The organism is Terriglobales bacterium, assembly GCA_035561515.1.
In the GTDB taxonomy this organism is placed as follows: domain Bacteria; phylum Acidobacteriota; class Terriglobia; order Terriglobales; family Acidobacteriaceae; genus DATMXP01.
The window spans coordinates 53,112-68,004 of record DATMXP010000024.1 but is presented as its reverse complement, the minus strand read 5'-3'; the positions used below and the strand labels follow the sequence as shown (position 1 = coordinate 68,004).

11 protein-coding genes are annotated in these 14,893 nt (G+C 52.5%); 8 read left to right on the top strand and 3 right to left on the bottom strand.

Translation table 11 applies throughout. The features are described 5' to 3' along the window. Positions 1-601 precede the first annotated feature (601 nt). Positions 602-2,347: a cation:proton antiporter gene (locus VN577_11430; GenBank protein ID HWR15431.1), complete on the bottom strand. Its 1,746-nt coding sequence runs from the start codon at positions 2,345-2,347 to the stop codon at positions 602-604. Positions 2,348-4,616: 2,269 nt separating this feature from the next. Here VN577_11430 and VN577_11425 point away from each other — a divergent pair. From VN577_11425 to VN577_11395, 7 genes are all read left to right on the top strand, one after another. Beyond that, positions 4,617-4,967, top strand: a complete 351-nt coding sequence (locus VN577_11425) for a DUF6804 family protein (GenBank protein HWR15430.1) — start codon at positions 4,617-4,619, stop codon at positions 4,965-4,967. A gap of 102 nt (positions 4,968-5,069) precedes the next feature. Further along, a complete protein-coding gene (locus VN577_11420) occupies positions 5,070-5,369 on the top strand; it encodes a hypothetical protein (GenBank protein ID HWR15429.1) in 300 nt (99 codons plus the stop codon). A gap of 36 nt (positions 5,370-5,405) precedes the next feature. Next, complete coding sequence (locus VN577_11415) at positions 5,406-5,726, top strand: RNA-binding protein (protein HWR15428.1); 321 nt, start codon at positions 5,406-5,408, stop codon at positions 5,724-5,726. 204 nt (positions 5,727-5,930) lie between these two features. After that, positions 5,931-6,194, top strand: a complete 264-nt coding sequence (locus VN577_11410) for a hypothetical protein (GenBank protein HWR15427.1) — start codon at positions 5,931-5,933, stop codon at positions 6,192-6,194. Then, a complete protein-coding gene (locus VN577_11405; GenBank protein HWR15426.1) occupies positions 6,191-6,604 on the top strand; it encodes a hypothetical protein in 414 nt (137 codons plus the stop codon). The genes VN577_11410 and VN577_11405 overlap by 4 nt, the downstream gene beginning before the upstream one ends. A 150-nt stretch (positions 6,605-6,754) precedes the next feature. Further along, a complete protein-coding gene (locus VN577_11400) occupies positions 6,755-7,777 on the top strand; it encodes a radical SAM protein (protein ID HWR15425.1) in 1,023 nt (340 codons plus the stop codon). Positions 7,778-7,973: 196 nt separating this feature from the next. Beyond that, a complete protein-coding gene (locus VN577_11395) occupies positions 7,974-11,687 on the top strand; it encodes a chemotaxis protein CheB (GenBank protein HWR15424.1) in 3,714 nt (1,237 codons plus the stop codon). A gap of 518 nt (positions 11,688-12,205) precedes the next feature. Here VN577_11395 and VN577_11390 read toward each other — a convergent pair. Beyond that, positions 12,206-13,063: a vanadium-dependent haloperoxidase gene (locus VN577_11390; protein ID HWR15423.1), complete on the bottom strand. Its 858-nt coding sequence runs from the start codon at positions 13,061-13,063 to the stop codon at positions 12,206-12,208. Here VN577_11390 and VN577_11385 point away from each other — a divergent pair. Then, a complete protein-coding gene (locus VN577_11385; GenBank protein HWR15422.1) occupies positions 13,057-13,440 on the top strand; it encodes a hypothetical protein in 384 nt (127 codons plus the stop codon). The two genes, VN577_11390 and VN577_11385, sit on opposite strands and share 7 nt — an antisense overlap. Positions 13,441-14,206: 766 nt before the next feature. Here the strand turns inward: VN577_11385 and VN577_11380 are convergent. Further along, positions 14,207-14,803, bottom strand: a complete 597-nt coding sequence (locus tag VN577_11380; GenBank protein ID HWR15421.1) for an ABATE domain-containing protein — start codon at positions 14,801-14,803, stop codon at positions 14,207-14,209. Positions 14,804-14,893: the final 90 nt, after the last annotated feature.

The window sequence follows — 14,893 nt, the reverse complement described above, 5'->3', positions numbered from 1 at the left end:
GGCATTGGGAGTTGTAGCCGTCGCTGCTACTTTCAGTGACTTCACCCGGGCGCAATACAGTAGCGAGAACGGCCAGGTTCATATTGAATCGTACTGTAACCGCTGCAATTTCAGAGTTGCTGAGAGGACTTCCAATGATTTTGACCGTGAAGAACTGGCACACGCCACACATTGCGAAGGGCTCGGAGCAGAGTAACAAGACTGATCCTTTTGGGCGCATGTCGCGCTGGCAGCGCCGTTCTTCTGTGTGAACACCGCAATTGCTGCCTGATACAGAGGTGGATACGGAGTAGCCTAGAGCTTGAATACCTCTGCGACTTACCAGTCGGGTGTATCGCGGGCGATTGCCTCGTCCTTACGTTGTCGTCTTGAGTGCGGGCTCGGTCTAGAGGATGTCGGTCTAGGTTCTATCACTCGACATGAACGTGCAGGTTCCGAGCCATTTTCACGCAGTTGTTCAATCTCGTCTGCTGAACTGCGATTGTACTTCCGTCGCTGCCAGTTCATTTCTCGTTTTTCAAGGCGTCCCAAGCCAATTACTAGCTGTGCCCCAGCGCTGTGGCGTTCCTTCGCGAAAAGAAGCATCAGGCGGAATGATCTTCTAACTTTCAGACGCGGGTTCGCGGAACAAATCGGTTCTGATCCGCGCACGCTCTTCGTCAAGTTGTTCCGGCGTAGCGCCCAATTTTCGTAAAATGCTATCTGTCATTGCGAGCGCCACCTCACCCTCTCCGGCAAATACCTCATCGGCACCGGCCTTTCGGAGTGCGTCCGCGTGTCTGAGATAATCAACTCTCGACACAACATGTAGTCTGGGGTTGATCTGTCGTGCGATTCGAATTCCTTCGCTCAATCCCGCCGTTCCGGAAGTGCTCAAGATGAAACTGGCTGCCGTACCTACACCAGCCTGCTCCAAGACCTCTCGTTGATTCGCGTCTCCGTACACCGCACGGTGTCCGTTTGCGCGTAAGCTCTTGTGGGTGTCGATGTTCATTTCGATGATCGTTGGCTCAATTCCCCTGTCACGCAAGAGCCGCGTAACTGTTTTCCCAATTGGGCCGTAACCAACCACAACAGCCAGGTATGGAGAAATCATGTCTCTTTTCTCGGGGAATTCCGCCAATCCCTGGGCCACCGCCCTTCGGTTGAGCAAACGCCACAACCGGGGAGGCCGTGTCAGAAAGGACTCCATGCCACCCAAGGTCCGATACAGCAGTGGATTGAGCATAATCGAGACAATCGCTACTGCCACTAGCGGATTCATCGCTTCGGGCGGAAGCGCGCCAACTTGGATGCTGAGCGTGCCCAATAAGAAGGAGAATTCGCCGATCTGCGACAGCGCGATCGCCACACCAAGGCCAATACGCGAGCTGTAGCCCAGCAACGCGACGATAATTATCGTTGTTAGTGGCTTTCCAATCATCACAATCGCGAGCGTCGCAACAATGAGTAAAGGCGACTCGATGAGTTGATATGGATCGAGGAGCATGCCAACAGACACGAAGAACATGACCGCGAAGGCGTCGCGCATCGGAAGGGCTTCAGCTCCGGCTCGCCCGCTGAACTCCGACTGTCCCACCACCATTCCTGCGAGGAACGCCCCCAGTGCCATCGACACACCGAAGAGGTAGGCCGAACTAACGGCCACGCCGAGTGCAACTGCCAGAACGCCGAGGGTGAACAATTCACGTGAGTGTGTTTCGGCGATCTTGCTCAATATCCAGGGAATCACGCGCCCAGCTGCGAACAACGTAAAAACGATGAAAATCACAAGTTTCAGCGCAGCCAGTGCAAATGAAACCGGAAGGCTGGAGGTGCTTGCGGTTGGAGCAACAAAGATGACTGGAAGAAGGACGAGCACGAAGACAGTGAAGAGGTCTTCGACGACAAGCCAGCCGATCGCAATTCTGCCCGTTGGGCTCTGTAACTGGCCATTATCCGAGAGAACTCGTGTGAGTACAACTGTGCTCGCCACCGAGAGGGCAAGTCCGAAGACAATACCGGCTGACCAGTTCCATCCGAAGAGCCTTGCGGTCAATGCACCTAGCAACGTCGCAACCGTGCTTTGGCATATGGCGCCTCCAATCGCCACACGACGCACAGCTATTAGATCTTTCAGATGAAAATGGAGTCCGACCCCAAACATCAACAGGATTACCCCCACTTCAGCTAACTGATCGGCCGTATGTCTGTCAGCCACAAGACCTGGGGTGTGAGGTCCGACCAGAATCCCAGCCAGCAAGTAACCTACGATGGGAGACCAGCCGAGGCGATGGGTAAAGTATCCGAATGACACCGCGCCGATGAACGCAACCGCCAGTGTTAGAAACAGATCAAGATTGTGCATCGTGTGTCGCTCTTCGCAATCTTAATCTGGTTCCGGCTCTGGCGGGCGCAACGCTGCAAGCAGTCATTCAGGGACGGTTGCCAGAGTCGAAAGGCTTCCTGTTTTTTCAAGATCGGTTCTTCGTGCCAGGCGGGAAGGTCATCTCCGCTCCGCGCAGGTTTTGGCATTGCGGCGTTGGCTGTCCCCAGCTTTGGTGCAAGCGGTTTTTCGCGCAGGTTCAGCACCAAGAGATTATCGCCCCTTGGATAGGACAATACATTCGGGTTCCTCGATCAACAGCTTTGGCTTCCCGCAAAGCGAGTTGCAAAACAAGGTACGTCAGGTTTGTGTCCCAACGCCGCTGCGCGCATGAGCGTGACCTTTTGTTCTCGCCTCGGCAGAAGGTTCATTCATTTTGTCGTCGACGGTTGTTTAGGCATGGATACCGCCTTGTGTACCTATCAAAGCGTACACTGCAGCGAGCAGCCAAACAGGTGAGCATTAAGGCGTACAGTCTCCAAGCTCAACGTCCTCTCATCACAAATTTCTCGCAATCTAAAACGAGTTCGATGACGCCGAATTAATGGACCGGACGATGTTCCGCCTACAAAGATTCTTAGTCTGTTTCAGGTCTCGGATAACATGCAAGAAACGTGTTTCGAAGTACTAACGCTAAACTTGATCCCAACCTGCTCATCCCGATTGGTTGTCAATCTGAGATACTTACAACTCTCAAGGGATGGTGAAGAACGGTTGCAAAAAGTCCAATTTCTTCGCGGAAAGTATATAGTGGTGACTACTTGACCTCGAAGACACGTTCACACTAGGCATCTGCGCCTTCGCGATTGAGCAATCCACAAAGGAACGTGTTCGATGATATCCCAACTAATTGCTCTCAAGGGTATTTCTTCTTCTACACGAATTGCGCAATTGGCAACACGACCCAGTTTTCCAAAAGCCATTGACCCGAGAATTGCCAAGATATTCCCAGTACCCATGGTCAACTAACTAACTGCAGACTTCCTCGTCGAAGGAGATATATATGTCAGGAATCAACGGCGACAAATCCAGATTTAATCGCCAACGCCGGCAGGGGATTAGCCGCCGGAAGCGCAACAGGGAACTCTTGGAACGTTCTACGCAGAGCGAGAAAACCGGGATTGGAATAGTTTTGAAAAATGAGAAGAGGGAACAATGAAAAACTTGTATGTCGGCAACATTTCGCACAGCACTACAGAATCCGAACTTCGCAGTGCATTTGAAGTTTATGGAGCAGTCGAGAGAATAAGCATGATGGCAGACCGGGACACAGGGCAAGCGAGAGGCTTTGCCTTTGTCGAAATGACAAATACGGAAGAGGCTGATAAAGCCATTGCTGCATTGGACGGTTCCGATCTTGGGGGACGAACGTTGAAAGTGAATGAGGCGAGGCCCAAGTCCAGTAGTGCTGGTAGTGGTGGGCGTCGCTTTGGAGGAGGCAGTGGCCGAGATGACGATCGAGGACATTTGCGGCAGCCTGGAGGGCGGCGTCGGTAGTTTCTTTTCGCAATCTTTAATAATTGAGCGGGTACTTGCCCAAGCGCGATAGGCTGGCGGTTTGACAATCAGCTGGATCGCGCCTATGGTTAATGTTGAGGTACAATACCTCCCTCTTTCAGATCCTCTGAGCTAAGTCAGTCCTTCTGAAGTTTTTCCCTCTTAGTCGTACGCCTCTCGTTGTGCCAGACACTGTCAAATTTTCGAAGCAGTGAATTTCTGAGCATATTTCGTCCTCGCCATCTATTCGAGTACTACCGGAGGAAAATATGGACTGCTTGCTTTGTAAGGAGCTCTCACGATTAGTCGATAGGTCTTCGTCGGAATACCGTGATTCCCGATCCTCATCCTTCTACCAGGTAAGCACCGAAATCGCTGCGATGAGACAAGTAGAGATGGAGCGTGCGAAGACCAACTTGCAAGAACACCAGTTGATTTGCGATTCGAGCCCCAGAATTCGGACTTTCAGCCTCGTACGTTTTCATGGGCCAGCCCTAAGTGTCAGGCAGATGGTCGCATGACCATTCGCATTCAAATCTCCCTGGCATGATTCGCAAAGGCTCTTTCTTTTTCTCACGGTGTGGCAACTGGAGCATTCGCCATACTTGCCATACGCAGAAGCACCAGCAGTCTTAAGCCGGCCGAAGGAATTCATTCATCGGGTGTCGTCGCGTCGCTATTACGGCTAGGTGAGAACGCTTTATCTCACCTAGGGATCGAAAAGGCTCTGAGTCAGAAAGAATGAGGTGATCGAATGGCAACCAAAATCGTGAAGTACCTCTCAATCGTGGCCTTGCTTATTGCTGTGCTATGGCGCGGCTCCCTGGATTACCGGCTGATCTTGGCCTTTGTAGTTTGCTGGGGTGCGATCATTGTTGTTAGGCAGGCGTTTCGCTCTCACTGCTACGGCTGGGCATTTGGGTTTTTCTTGATTGCGATCCTCTTCAACCCGATCTGGATTTTCAGGTTCCCGGCTGGCGTAACCCTCTGGGTCGATGTGGTCTGCCTTACTGCGTTCGCAGCCTCTTTGATCTTACTGAAATCTCAGCCGGTGTTGTCGATTCCATCTATCACGGACAGAACTCCCGAAAGTGAGTCGTTATAGCAAGGATTGCTGTTTGCGGGTGTAGCGTCACCGGACATGTGCTGTTTTGGCAAGCGCAACAGTTTGGCCCGTCTGACATATGTCACAACAGGGGGAGTCCATATGCGTTCCAATCTCGTGTTTCGTGCCACAGACAAAGTAAGTAATCGCTTCGTACTTTGTCTCATGGTCTCTCGTTCCGCCAGAACCATGACTCGTAGGTCAGTACAGATGCATGACGCTATCAATGACGCTTTTACGGCAATTGGCAAACACGTCGGGAACTGCTGTATCAGTGGTGACCTAACTGAGGCGAACGCCAGTCCCATCACACGCGAGGAATCGTCGGTCCGTGCCGAGGCGTTACCAGCGGACAATGACGACCCAGCAGCACATGTGGTCAACGAGATTGTACAGGCGTGAAGCAGGTCCGTGTGCACGATGGATGAGGAGCGCTTGATGCCGGATCCGGCCGTTAGAACGAACGTCTTCGTAGGCAATCTCGCGAGCACGACCACGGGAGAGATGCTTCGAAACATTTTCGTCCCTTTCGGGCCAATATTGAGCGTAACCATTGTTCAGGACCGTAACAGCGGAGCACCAAGAGGATTTGCTTTTGTTGAAATGCAGGTAGAAGCTGATGCAGAAAAAGCCGTGTCAGCTCTCGATGGGAAGATACTGGATGATCGTCCTTTACGCGTCAATTTGGCATGTCCGAAGGATGTCGATAAAAACCCCATGCACGAACATATGAGACGCCATCGCGACCATCGATTATAGAGGCGATGCGGAGGGAACATTTGGCAAGCCGATTTTGCATCACATGCTTCGTTCTGAGAACGAAGCATGTCTCGCTAGGACTTCATCGCGATCCGGATTTGACTTTCTCGGTCTCCTCGGGCCTTCTGCAAGGCACGCACGGGTATCCTGCCGATTATTGCCTATCGGCCATGACTCTCAACTGACCACAATAAAGGACCTTCCATGAACAAATCCGACAGCAAGTATCGTTTGCGCGACCTGCTCGGAGAAATCGATCTTTATGATCGAAAAATTGTTCATTCCCAAAACCGCGAGAGCTTCGCTTCAGAAGCGGACTGCTCCCAGGTCGTTGCCAAATTGGCCGCAAAGCGCGATGCACTCGCGAAGAAGGCAATCGCTCTGATCGAATCAGGCGTTGAGTTTGATCTCAGCGCCCTTCCCATCTCATTCAAACAAGCGTTCCTACCCATTGAGGAAAACATATGAATACTGCCGTATCGGCTGTTGCAAAACAGGACTCGATCCAATCTATTCTGTTGGTTGACGTTCATACACACACTCGCGCGTCGCGAGCGCAAACAATGCGAAATCTTGGAGCTACGGTAGATTGTGCCCCGAGCGCCGTTTCCGCAATTTCGCAATTCGCTTCAGGCTTGTACCGGCTCGTTCTGATTGACTTAGGAAGCGATGTGCCAGGCGCCGAACAACTGGCAAGCGACATCCGGTTGAAGCGTCCGAAACAATTGATCGGATTCCTGGTGGGAGGACCGAAATTCATCGTAAAAACTCTGACGCACAAGTCCGTGTTGCCGGTATCTACGCGGCCGGACCCTGAAGAACAAGATGCGTCGGATTTTGGACGTAAAATCAGAGAGGCGGAACGACTCCGCAACTAACACAAACCGAACCCTCGCACTTTCGTTCGCTCGGCTCGGATATTCCTCCAACTAAACAGAGCTACAGAACACCAGGAAACATGCATCCAATCAAAGTCTGTCGAATTTACCTCGGTTAATGAGGATAACTTCGACGGGAATGGAGAAGGTTTGAAGGGTAAAGAAGTCATACAAGGGTGGGGCAAGATCCTCGCTGGAAGACGTCCCTTCCTGTCAATTGAGATCACGCGTGAGTGTCCCCTGCGTTGCCCCGGTTGCTATGCCTATGGTGATACGCATATTGGCAATGCGGGCGTTACTCTCCGTCAATTGGCTGATTTCAAAGGCGACGAACTGGTACGTCGAGTCCTCGCCATAGTTGACGACCTAAAACCGCTACATCTCTCCATTGTGGGTGGCGACCCATTAGTCCGCTACCGTGAACTAGACCAAATTCTACCCGCTTTGATGGCGCGCGGGATTCACGTCCAGGTGGTGACCAGCGCCTTCCGGGTAATTCCGCTGGAATGGGCGAAGCTGCCACTGCTGAACGTGACTGTCTCGGTGGACGGCCTGCCGGCAGAGCATGATGTGCGACGGAAACCGGCGACGTACGAGAGAATTCTGGCGAACCTCGCCGGCCACACCAAGATGTTCTCGATCCACTGTACGGTCACATCACAACTCGTCCGGCCGGGTTATCTGCGCAAGTTCATCGAGTTCTGGGAACCACGTCCTGAGGTTAAGCGAATCTGGTTCAGCCTGTACACTCCGCAAATCGGCGAAATATCAGAAGAAAGGCTTTCCTGGGAACAGCGTCAGCAAGTGACTGAAGAATTACTTGCCTTGCGTTCCGAGTTCAAAAAACTCGACATGATCGCAGGAGCGATCAACGGATTTATGAAACCGCCGTCTTCACCTGGCCAGTGTACATTTGCCCGGTCAACGGAGACGATTTCCGCTGACTTGAAAGCGCGCATTACACCGTGCCAGTTTGGTGGCAATCCCAACTGCTCTGAATGCGGATGCGTAGCATCCGTCGGGTTACATGCGCTTGCGGACTACAGGTTAGGTGGCTTAGTGCGGTTGGGAAGTATCTTCAACGCCTCATTGCGTATAGGCGAAGCCGTGGACCGGCGCCGCCAGCGTATGACCTCCGATTTGCGAGTTCCAAGGTTTTATCCAGCTAAGTAGAATCGGACTCAGTCCGAAACTTCTGGATGTCCTCTACGACTATCGTGTGAGTCACGCGAACACGTTGCTGTATCCATAGCTCGCCGGGAAGCATCTCAGCCAAAGCAACCCGAAACCGCGGCGCGCCGGTATGGACACGTCTAGCGAGACTATAATCCCTCCGACTCGCTTGTGCTCGACCGCGGAGATGATAGCAATGGCGGCCAAAAATCGAAACCAAATCCGCAGAACCAAGCCTTTATCCGATGACAATGCACGTATGAAGGCACCTGCAAGTGCTCTCTTTCCCATTGTCGCTATTGGCGCATCTGCCGGTGGCCTGGAAGCTTATTCGGAATTGTTTCGTACCCTACCGCTGGACACTGGAATGGCGTTTGTGCTAGTGCAACATCTTGATCCTCAACATCACAGCATGCTGTCTGGAATCCTCTCCAGGATAACGCGGTTGCCTGTAGAGGAAGTACAGTCCAACGTCGAGATTAAACCCAACCGCGTTTACGTGATTCCTCCCAATGCCTTTATGGCGATTGCGCAAGGTAAGTTCGTGCTGACGCCGAGAGAATCGGAGCGGGGACAGCATCTTTCAGTTGATTTTTTTATGCGGTCCCTGGCTGAGAACAGACAAAGCGCTGCCATTGGAATCATTCTTTCAGGTACGGGCTCGGATGGGACGGCGGGCGTTGCGGCCATCAAAGCGGAAGGCGGCATCAACTTTGCCCAAGCACCCAGTTCAGCAAAATACGATGGTATGCCTCGCAGCGCTATTGCGTCTGGGTGCATAGACTTCGTTCTGACACCCCGGGGAATTGCCATCGAACTTGACCGGATCAAGCGGCACCCTTACGCAAAGTCAGTTGCCGACGTGACAATCGATGAAGAACCGCAGGCAACCAAGGATGCATTCATCCAAATTATCGAACTGTTACGCAGAAGCAGCGGAGTCGATTTCAGCCAGTACAAACCGAACACGATCCACCGGCGAGCGCTGCGACGAATGGCGATTCTGAAACTTGAATCACTGGGAGAATATGCGACATACGTCAAGGATCATGCCGAAGAGGCGGGTAATTTATACGACGACGTTCTCATTAACGTCACCAGGTTTTTCCGCGATCCAGAGGCTTTCGAGTCTTTGAAGCAATGTGTCTACCCCGCTATTGTCAAAGGTGGCAAGCGTGTGATCAGGATGTGGACTCCCGGGTGCTCCACCGGGGAGGAAACCTACTCTCTCGCTATCACTCTTCTTGAATTCCTTGGCGAACGCGCCGGTGACTTCCATATCCAACTGTTCGGAACCGACCTCAATGACAAAGGCATTCAGAAAGCCAGGACCGGAGTGTATGGCGAGCGAATTGTCGAAGAGATTGCACCTGAGCGTTTGAAGCGTTTTTTCGTGAAAGTAGATGACGGCTACCGGGTAAGCAAAATGGTTCGCGATTTGTGTGTCTTCGCCCGGCAGAATATCGCCAACGATCCGCCTTTCTCTCAAATGGATATTGTCGCGTGCCGAAACATGCTCATCTACATGGGGACAGGTCTACAAAAAAAGGTAATCCCTATACTCCACTATGCCCTTCGCCCCCACGGGTTTCTATTTTTAGGAAGTTCTGAAAGCATCTCGGCTTTTCCTTCACTCTTTGCCGTCGCAGATAAGAGACACAAGGTCTACGGGAAGAATCCAATTGCGTCCCGGCTGCACTACGACTTTTCGCAAGTTCACTATCCGATTCCGAGCGGAGCGAACGCTCCCTCGAAGAAGCCGGAGACGGAAGGGACAGTACCGCGGGAGGCAGATGTCGTTGCTGAAGCCGATCGTATCGTGTTGAAGAATCACGCTCCCGTGGGAGTAGTTATCAATAGTGCGATGGAGGTTGTGCAGTTTCGGGGAAGAACGGCTTCTTACTTGGAGCCCGCGCCAGGCAAGCCCACCCTAAATGTATTGAAACTGGCCAGGCACTCACTGGGACGCGAATTGCGTGCCTTGATCGGCACAGCTAAGAAGAAGAGACTCCCGGTTAACAAAAGCAACGTTTCTTTTGGCGAAAGTGGGAAAGAGAGCACCGTCAACCTCTCGGTTGTACCTCTCGGCGGCGAGGACAGCAACCATCAAGATGAGTGCTTTTTCCTGGTCCTTTTCGAGGAAGCAAGACCCCTCGCATCACCGGATGCAAAATCAGCCAGCCAGAGCGCACAGAAGGGCCTTGAGTTTCAACGGTTAAGACAGGAACTCGCAACAGTTCAGGAGGCGCTTCACGCAGCGATCGAATCTGAAGAGGCCACCAGAGAGGAGTTTCAGTCCGCCAACGAAGAGATACTCTCTGCCAACGAAGAACTGCAAAGTACGAATGAAGAGCTGGAGACTTCTAAAGAGGAACTCCAATCCGCCAATGAGGAACTCAATACCCTCAATGAAGAACTTCGTCATCGCAATACCGAGCTAAATGAGTTAAGCAATGATATTTCCAACCTGTTAAATAGCACAAAGCTCCCCATCGTGATGTTGGATCGTGAACTCCGCATACGTCGTTTTACTGCGACCGCAGAAAGAATGCTGAAAATTGCTCCCAGCGATGTGGGGCGGCAAGTTTCAGACATCCGGCTGAACATTAGAGTCCCCGATCTGGACCAAATGATCCGTGTCGTCCTCGATAAATTGCAGCCTGCAGAACGCGAAGTTGAAGACGAGGAAGGACGCTGGCATGCATTGCAAATTCATCCTTACAGGACGCTGGAGAACAAAATTGACGGAGTGGTGCTCGTTTTAATGGATATCGACATAGCCAAGAAAGCAAACGAGCAGCTCAAGCAATCAGGTGCTTTTCTCCGGGAAGTTATGGACACAATACGGGAACCGTTGTTAGTACTTGATTCTAATTTTCGAGTCGTCGACGCAAACCACTCGTATATAAAGGTATTCGATTTGTCGACTGAGAAGGTTATCGGTGCCTCGCTGTACAGTCTGAGCAGTGGTTTGTGGAACACTCCTGAACTGCGAACAGCGCTCGAAGAGCTGCTGCACAGCAAGAGCGAGATAAGCGACTTTCTAGTGGAGTCGAATCGGCCCAACGTCGGCCGGAGGTCAATGCTGCTCAATGCTCGCATGCTACTTGGGTCTCATGATCGTTCACCGATGATCCTGCTAGCAATAGAGGACATTTCGGAGCGCAAGCGAGCAGAAGCGGCCTTAATTAAATCGGAAAAGTTAGCGGTCGCCGGACGAATGGCGGCATCTTTGGCCCACGAGATTAATAATCCCTTGCAGGCGATGTCGAATCTGCTGATGTTAATGTCGTCTTCGACAGAACTCAACGAGCAAAACCGGCAGCACATCCTGGAAGCCGAGAAGCTGCTCTCACGCGTTGTTTATCTGACCAAACAGTCCTTGAGCTTCTATCGTGACTCAGACAAACCACTGGAGGTTGGTGTCAGAGAAGTGCTGGATGGAGTATCGGAACTCTACGCCGGGCTGATCCGGACAAAGCACATCACTTTGACCAAGCAGTACCTGTTCGATGGTACCTTGCAGAGTTATCCGGGCGAACTCCGTCAGGTATTTGCAACTTTACTCATCAACGCAATTGACTCCATTGAAGATCATGGAACAATCACCGTGCGTATTAGCAGTTCGCAAGCTTGGAGTGACTTTTCGTTATACGGCATTCGCGTTACCGTCGCTGATAATGGCAGAGGGATGGCTCCCCATCATCTTTCTCACATCTTCGATCCATTCTTTACGACAAAAGGGGAACAGGGTGTGGGACTCGGTCTGTGGATAACCAACGTGATCGTTAGCCGCCTTCGAGGGACGATTCGCGTTCGCAGCAAGACACACGGCAACAGCGGAACGTGTTTTTCAGTATTTTTTCCAAACAACATTTTCCACACACAACCACCCAAAGAAGCCCCGTAGATAGACCTGATCTGGTCCGGTCCAACGACGTTATGACCCGCTCCATCTCATCCGTTAGCATCTTCTCGCGTAAAGCCGTTGATATCCAGTTTCGGATTCAAACAAATGCCCGTGGTAGAGACGCGAAGTCCAGTGTGTCGCACTGCCCAAAACCGTCCCTGGCCACCGTTACTCCTAAATATTTTCTCCATGGGATATCTACTCGCATCTTCCTTGAGTTCCCAGACCTCAAGTAGAGTTGGCGCCCTGGGGGACAATGTTAGAAATTTGCTTTGTCTCTAAACTCGTCACAGTTATCTTCTCCATACTTGCTTGCACGAAACAATACCGACAGCGATCGAATAATGGCATTGGAGTTGTAGGCCGCACTCCGCGAGCCTCTCCCCTCACGTGTTGGGGTTACGAGGCGATCACGGTCGTAGGTAAATGTGACAGGCGAATCAGGGGCATGAGCGTTCTGTTGATGTTACGAGACTAAGGGTGCGTGGCTGGACTGCTGCACTGCAGGGATCAACGCACTAGCGACCACCTTCATCCTTTACTATGTTGCCGCGAGTCATTAGTTGTTGCTGGACGAGTGGTTTTGCTGTTCCGTCGAAATAGCTCGGTGCTCGCGTCCAGGCTTTTCCCGCCACCAGTCGTCCCAGTTGGCGACCGGCAAGATCGGCACGCCGAAAGTGAATGCCGCCATAGCGGCGCGACATGCCGGCTTCATCCGCTGCCGCGGTGAAGGCGCGCCATTCGAGGGTGATTGGACGCGCAGGTGTTACCCCTGGTTCTATTATTGAACTGCCGGAGGGTAGGGTTACCGAATAACCGAAACGGTCACTGCCGGTCCAAGCATTGAGAACATACGCAGCGGCGGCGCTGTAAGTGCTATGCCCAGAAACGTAGTCAGGGAATGGCGGAGTCGGAAATGTTGCCAGTTGATAAGGAAGCCATTGCGAGCCGTCCATCTCGACCGTTCCTTTGCCCGGCCCTCCCCAAGCGCGAATGGTCTTGCCTTTATACAATAATGGAATGGCGGTAATCGGGCGTATTGAATCGTAGGCTCGCTTCATATCCCATGCGGCTATGCCGGCGTCGAACATTGCGTTCGAAAGGGCGAAGAACATCTTCACATCATCATCGAGTGTGTGATGATCACGGGCAGAAACCCACTCGGCCAGTCGAATCCAGTGTCCGGGCGGTTGTTCGGTGTAGGGGCCGTCGGACCAATATTCGACAATCATCTTCTGCTGGTCGGTCAGGTTTGCGCTCAAATCCACAAGTTCCTGCGCCTGCGCGACGTATTCTGGGGCGCAATAAACCGCCGGAGGCAGACCCTCCGCTACTTTGCGAAATTCATCTCCTGCAGAAAGTGCAAACGGTGTCACAAAGCACCAATGCGGCGCCACTACTCGGCGTTAATCCGGTTATTGTCGGTAAGGTCCGAACTTCATGGCTCAGTGGTGGTGCCGAGGTGGAGGCGGTGCAGGTAGAGTCTCCGCCATATGAGGCGGTTATGTTATGCACGCCAATCGTCAAGGCACTGATCACGAGTGTGGCGGTACCGTTGCTTACACTTCCAGTTCCCAGGGACGCGGCTCCATCTCTAAATGTCACTGGACCGGTACACATTATCGGGGTGATCGTGGCAGTAAAAGTCGCAGGACTACCAACACCTGAAGGATTTGGGTTCGATGTAAGAGATATCGACGAACTTGCCAACACAAACGTGAATGTCGGAGATGTCGCTTGGGCGAGGCACTAGCTTCTCAAATCCTGCCATTGTGGCGTGACTCGATTCGCATAGCTCAAGAGAATTTGAGTTTCGATCGAATAGACAAGTCGCATTTCGAGAGCTTGAAATCGGCTGCGGGAGCTTAGGGACCTAAGAGCTCATTGGGAGGGGCAGCGGGATCGCGAACAGTTTCACGATTGCTCTGTCCGCCTGTGTGGCAAGCCCGTAACAAAGGAATCCACAATGCGGCACAAAAGAAAAGCGCCTGGCCAGAAAAGCTGGCGATGAGAAGTTAGAAAACCAGGCGTTATTGTCGCGACCACCCGCTGAGCCTCGAATTCGGGGCAGTTCGCATCACTCGCTTCGAGGAACATAACAAGACTTCGGAATCTCAAGCAGAGGCGTTGCTGCTGTACGCGGACTGTAGCGTTGAACTAGATGACAAGAAATTTGAGCTCGTAAGTTACTTGGCTTGCAGAGCCCCCGCCCATGCAGCCCGCATTCATCTCACGTTTTAGATTTGGCCGGAAATTGGCCGGAAATACCGCCGAATATACCGGTTTCCGGCCAATCCTCCAGTTGCTAACCACTTGAAAATAAACCCCCGGCTGCCTTTCCGACGCCATGGCATGGAAGAGGTCGTCGGTTCGATCCCGACCAGGTCCACCATTTCTTTTCTGTGGCTTACCCAGCCTGACCTTCTCGGCAGTTATTCTTCCAGTGCTCTCTGCCTCCTGGCGGCAGTTGCCAATTTGGCGAACTACTCTGCCGATCCCTACTCCGATGATCTGGACCGCTAGATCAAACCAGCCTCGCGCCGGTAGTGTTTTCGTGCCTTATTACGGTTCCCGCAGTCAGCCATGCTGCACCACCGCCTTTTGCGGGCGTTGGAACGGTCCAAAAACAGCCAGCCGCAACCTGCGTCCTCGCACTGACGAACCAGACCGCGCGCATCCGAGATGAGAAGATCGGTTGCTGCCGTGAGGACGGGATAGAGCAAATAGTCCGTGCCGCGCGCACTAGGTCGCCAGGTCCAGCGAACCTCCGCCCCCTCAATGGACAAACATCGTCTGGCGCAACAATCGCGTAAGGCATCACCAACCCGGGCAAGTATGTCCGCCGGGATCGGGTCATTGCTCGCCACTGCATGGAAAACTGCAAAAAGCTGTTCGCGGACGGCGCGGATGCGCCGCAATTCCCTAGGCGCAAGGGGACCGGAGGTGATTGCATCCCGGTCTGGTAACCGAGCCTGATTAGCCCACCGTCGCACATCCTCGCTATGTTGCAGGCGGTCCTTTTTCTTCACGGGATCCGCTCGATATGCGACTGTGTTGACGAAATCGAGCGCAAGGTTTCCGGCGACAAATTGATATTGGTAGTTTCCGCTGTCCATGGCGGCCGTCCAACATAACCCTAAGATTGTATTTTATGCGGTTATGAAGTCTAACCGTATAATACGACGTCATATGGTTATAACGACAGC

What these genes read in the sequence shown, in the direction of transcription:
- VN577_11405 (HWR15426.1), top strand. Translation starts at nt 6,191, where the DNA reads ATGAATACTGCCGTATCGGCTGTTGCAAAACAGGACTCGATCCAATCT.
- VN577_11425 (HWR15430.1), top strand. Translation starts at nt 4,617, where the DNA reads ATGGCAACCAAAATCGTGAAGTACCTCTCAATCGTGGCCTTGCTTATT.
- VN577_11380 (HWR15421.1), bottom strand. Translation starts at nt 14,803, where the DNA reads ATGGACAGCGGAAACTACCAATATCAATTTGTCGCCGGAAACCTTGCG.
- VN577_11410 (HWR15427.1), top strand. Translation starts at nt 5,931, where the DNA reads ATGAACAAATCCGACAGCAAGTATCGTTTGCGCGACCTGCTCGGAGAA.
- VN577_11395 (HWR15424.1), top strand. Translation starts at nt 7,974, where the DNA reads ATGGCGGCCAAAAATCGAAACCAAATCCGCAGAACCAAGCCTTTATCC.
- VN577_11415 (HWR15428.1), top strand. Translation starts at nt 5,406, where the DNA reads ATGCCGGATCCGGCCGTTAGAACGAACGTCTTCGTAGGCAATCTCGCG.
- VN577_11420 (HWR15429.1), top strand. Translation starts at nt 5,070, where the DNA reads ATGCGTTCCAATCTCGTGTTTCGTGCCACAGACAAAGTAAGTAATCGC.
- VN577_11430 (HWR15431.1), bottom strand. Translation starts at nt 2,347, where the DNA reads ATGCACAATCTTGATCTGTTTCTAACACTGGCGGTTGCGTTCATCGGC.